The following is a 4459-nucleotide window of genomic DNA, read 5'->3' as shown; positions in this document are numbered from 1 at the left end:
CGATGAGCGTGTAGCCCGCGATGCCCGTGGTCTGGTGGTAGGCCTGGCAGAACCCGCCGTCGATGACGACGAGCATGCCGCCCGCCTTGACGGGGTTCTCGCCGGCGGCGGCGTGGACGGGGGTGTGGCCGTTGATGATCACGCCGTCGGGGCTGCAGCCGAACTCCTCGAGGATCATGCGGCACGCGGCCGGGTCCTCGACGTGCTCGTAGTAGGGGTCGCGCGGCTCTTCCCAGGTCGACTTGTCCGAGAGGTAGGTGCGCTCGAAGGTCTTCATCACGCGGCCGGACAGCGGCGAGAGGCGCCCGCACCACAGGTACCACATCCAGTCGAGCGAGACCTGGTCGTGCTCGTGCCACGCGCGGCGCGCGAGGCGGTCGGTGTAGTCGTAGTACTCCTTGCCCGCGAGCATCTGGCCTTGGTGGTTGACGGGGCAGAATGTGCCGTCCTCGTTCATGGGCACGCACGCGTGGAAGAGCACGTTGCCGTTGTGCACGAGGTATGCGCTGCCGTGGTCGTAGAGGAAGCCGATGTGGGCCTGGAGCTTCTCGGAGTGGCGCACGGCGCTCATCATGTTGTCCATGACCTGGCGCTCGCCCTCGGTCAGCTCGTAGGGGTGCTTCGGGCCGCGGGCGGGGTCCACGTGCTCGAGGAGCAGCCGGTCGTCCATCTGCCAGTTGGGGTGGCGGAGGATCACCTTGCCCTCGAGCTTGAAGAGGATGACCGAGATCGCCTTCTCGACCGGGTCCATGCCGTCGTCTTGGCGGTAGGTCTGCTCGGCGAACACGGTGAGCTCGCGCAAGCTCACGCCGTAGGCGTTCTCGAGGATCTTCAGGCTGTCGTAGTGCACGTTGTTGCGGATCACGGCGGCCAGACAGGCTGCGGAGCCGGAGGCCGCGCCCATCCACACGATGTCGTGGTTGCCCCACTGGATGTCGATGGAGTGGTAGGCGCTCAGGCGATCGATGATGCGGTCGGCGCGCGGCCCGCGGTCGAAGATGTCGCCGACGAGGTGCAGATGATCGACGGCGAGGCGTTTGATCAGCGCGGCGAGCGAGCAGATGAAGTCGTCGGCGCTGCCGGTGTCGATGATCGAGCTGATGATGCGCTGATGGTAGGCCAGGCGCTCCTCGTGCTCGTCGGAGGAGGTGTGGAGCAGCTCATCGATGATGTAGGAGTACTCGACCGGCATGGCCTTGCGGACCTTCGAGCGCGTGTAGGTGCCCGAGAGCCTGCGCGCCAGGCGCACGAGGCGCATGAGGTTGATGGCGTACCACTCCTCGGTCAGGCGCCCTTCTTCCCGTAGGCGCTGGAGCTTCAGGGTGGGGTAGTAGATCAGCGTGCAGAGGTCCGCCTGCTCCTCGGTCGTGAGCTGGAACTCGAAGGTCGAGCGGACGCGCTCGCGGATGACGCCGGAGCAGTTGTTGAGGATGTGCTCGAAGGCGTGGTACTCGCCGTGCACGTCGCTGACGAAGTGCTCGGTGCCCTTGGGCAGGTTGAGGATGGCCTCGAGGTTGATGATCTCGGTATAGGCCGAGCGGGTCGTCGGGAACTTCTCGGAGAGAAGGTCGAGGTACTTCTCGTTTGGCGAGCGCGGGGGTATGAAGGTATCCATGCGGTCCTTTCGGGAGCGTTATGCACTCTACCATGTGACATTCGCCGGGGCATGGCGCCGACTATTCGGTGAGTTGCGGGAATTGGCGGAAAAACCGCGGGCTTGGGAACGGCCCTGGGAAAGTGTCGAAGCGATGGCGTTTTCGTGTTCACTGGTTATTGAATTGCAATACCACTTGAAGAGTGTACACTCACAGGTATCGAAAAGCTAATACCAGTCACCTAACGCTTCTCGTGCACACAGGACCGCCCCAACGAAAGGAACCACCGTATGTGCGGCATCATCGGATTCACCGGCAAGGACCAGGCGCAGCAGATCCTCATCGAGGGCCTGGCGCGCATGGAGTACCGAGGCTACGACTCGGCGGGCGTGGCGCTCGAGGTCGCCGGCGCCGACGGGGAGTCCCGCCTCGACGTGATCCGCCGCGTGGGCAAGGTCTCCGGCCTCGCCTCCGAACTCGAGAGCTATAAGGAGAGCTCCACCTGCGGCATCGGCCACACCCGCTGGGCCACCCACGGGCGCCCCTCCACCGCCAACGCGCACCCGCACGTGAGCTGCGACGGCCGCATCGCCGTCGTCCACAACGGGATCGTCGAGAACTTCGCGGAGCTCCGCGAGGAGCTCACGGCCGCCGGCCACGAGTTCCGCTCCGACACGGACACCGAGGTCTTCGCGCACCTCATCGAGGACGCCTACACGACCGAGCATGACCTGATGGCCGCCGTCCGCTCCGCCTGCGCCCGCGTCGTCGGCGCCTATGGCCTCGCGGTCGTCTGCGCGGACGAGCCGGGCACCATCGCGGTCGCCCGCAAGGACTCGCCCATCGTCATCGGCCGCGGCGAGCGCGGCTCCTACGTCGCCTCCGATGTCATCGCCCTCATCGACGCCACCCGCGACGTCGTGGTCCTCGCCGACGACCAGTTCGCCAAGCTCACCCCCGACGGCATCGAGTACACCGATGCCGGGGGCAACGTCATCGAGCCCGAGGTCACCCACGTCGATTGGGACCTCGACATGGCCGAGAAGGGCGGCTACCCCCACTTCATGCTCAAGGAGATCCACGAGCAGCCGCGCGTCGTGCGCGACACCCTCGTCGGCCGCATGACCGCCGCCGGTGAGCTCGACATCGACGAGCTCGGTCTCTCGCTCGAGGAGCTCAACGACATAGATCGCGTCTACGTGATCGCGTGCGGCACCTCCTACCACGCCGGCCTCGTCGCGAAGAACCTCATCGAGGCCTGGGCGAGGATCCCGACCGAGGTTGAGGCGGCCTCCGAGTTCCGCTACCGCGACCCCATCATCACCCCGACCACGCTCGTCGTCGCCGTTTCCCAGTCCGGCGAGACCGCCGACACCCTCGCCGCCATCCGCGACGCGCGCATCAAGGGCGCCAAGGTCTTCGGCATCACGAACGTCGTGGGCAGCCCCGTCGCGCGCGAGAGCGACGGCGTCATCTACACCAAGGCGAACAAGGAGATCGCGGTCGCCTCGACCAAGAGCTTCATCGGCCAGGTCGTGAGCCTGACGCTGCTCGCCATGCTCCTCGGCCAGGTCAAGTACCGCCTGACCACCAAGCAGTGCCGCCTGCTCTTCCGCGAGCTGGGCGACACCGCCGAGCAGATCCAGCACATCATCGATACCCAGGGCCCGGCGATCGCCGAGGCCGCCAAGGTCTGCAAGGACGCGCACTCCGCGCTCTTCGTCGGCCGCGGCATGGGCTCTGCCATCGCCTACGAGGGCGCCCTTAAGCTCAAGGAGGTCAGCTACCTGCACGCCGAGGCCTACGCCGCCGGCGAGATGAAGCACGGCCCGATCGCCCTGATCGAGCCCGGCTTCCCCGTGATCGCCGTGGCGACCAAGAGCCCCACCTACGACAAGACCGTGAGCAACCTCATGGAGTGCCGCGCCCGCGGCGCGGCCATCATCGTCGTGGCGACCGAGGGCGACGAGGACATCAAGAAGATCGCCGACCACGTCATCTACGTGCCTCGCGTCCGCGACGCGTTCTCGGCGATCACCGCGTCGGTGCCCCTGCAGCTCCTCGGCCGCGAGGTCGCGCTGCTGCGCGGCTGCGACGTCGACAAGCCCCGTAACCTCGCGAAGTCCGTCACCGTCGAGTAGGTGGGACCTCCCCCTGCGGGCGCTGCGCGCCCGCAGGGGGAGTTGGGGGTACCATAGACGAACGCTTTGTTACATAATGCGAACAACACGTTCATCGGCCACGCGGCCCCGCCCGTGCCTGAACAACCCGAAAGGACCCCCATATGAAGTCGATCATCCCCGCCGCCGGCCTCGGCACCCGCTTCCTTCCCGGCACCAAGGTTACCCCGAAGGAAATGCTCCCCGTCCTCGACAAGCCGGTCATCCAGTACGTCGTCGAGGAGGCGCTCGCCCCCGAGGAGGTCGACGAGTGCATCATCGTCTCTTCGCAGGCCAAGCCCCAGATCATGAGCTACTTCACGCCCGACCTCGCGCTCGAGGACCTGCTGCGCTCCCGCAACAAGGCCGGCTATGCCGAGGCCGTCAAGGAGGCCGGCTCCCTTCCCGTCGACTTCTGCTTCCAGAGCGAGCCGCTGGGCCTGGGCCACGCCATCCGCTGCGCCTCCTACGCCACCGGCAACGAGCCCTTCTTCGTGCTCCTCGGCGACTACATGGTCCCGGACAAGAAGATCCTGCCCCGCATGATGGAGGTCTCCAAGGCCCACGGCGGCGCGAGCGTCATCGCCGTCGCCCCGTGCCCCGAGGACGAGGTCTCGCGCTACGGCATCATCGCCGGCAAGCAGGTCGGCTCGATCGCCGAGTTCCCCGAGGCTGGCGAGAACGACGAGGGCGCCGTCTGGAAGC

The 4459-nt window shown here is 66.6% G+C and carries 2 protein-coding genes and 1 pseudogene; 2 read left to right on the top strand and 1 reads right to left on the bottom strand.

The features are described from left to right. Positions 1 to 1615, bottom strand: a 1615-nt coding sequence (locus tag ACT84W_RS06465) for a fructose-1,6-bisphosphatase (protein ID WP_444328613.1), incomplete at its 3' end; no start/stop codon positions are given. 270 nt (positions 1616 to 1885) lie between these two features. On the opposite strand from ACT84W_RS06465, the gene glmS reads away from it, so the two are divergent. Next, positions 1886 to 3736 carry a glutamine--fructose-6-phosphate transaminase (isomerizing) gene (gene glmS / locus ACT84W_RS06460; protein WP_444328612.1) on the top strand — a complete coding sequence of 617 codons (1851 nt, stop codon included), beginning with the start codon at positions 1886 to 1888 and terminating at the stop codon, positions 3734 to 3736. A 143-nt stretch (positions 3737 to 3879) separates the two neighbouring features. Beyond that, positions 3880 to 4459: pseudogene (locus ACT84W_RS06455) on the top strand (sugar phosphate nucleotidyltransferase); the annotation flags it as partial.

The organism is Paratractidigestivibacter sp. (genome assembly GCF_052362415.1).
GTDB lineage: Bacteria > Actinomycetota > Coriobacteriia > Coriobacteriales > Atopobiaceae > Paratractidigestivibacter.
Note: the sequence above shows the minus strand (reverse complement) of the source record. Positions and strands in the feature narration are given on the sequence as shown.

Excerpts from the sequence above, each read along its gene's own strand:
- glmS (WP_444328612.1), top strand. The coding sequence starts at position 1,886 with ATGTGCGGCATCATCGGATTCACCGGCAAGGACCAGGCGCAGCAGATC.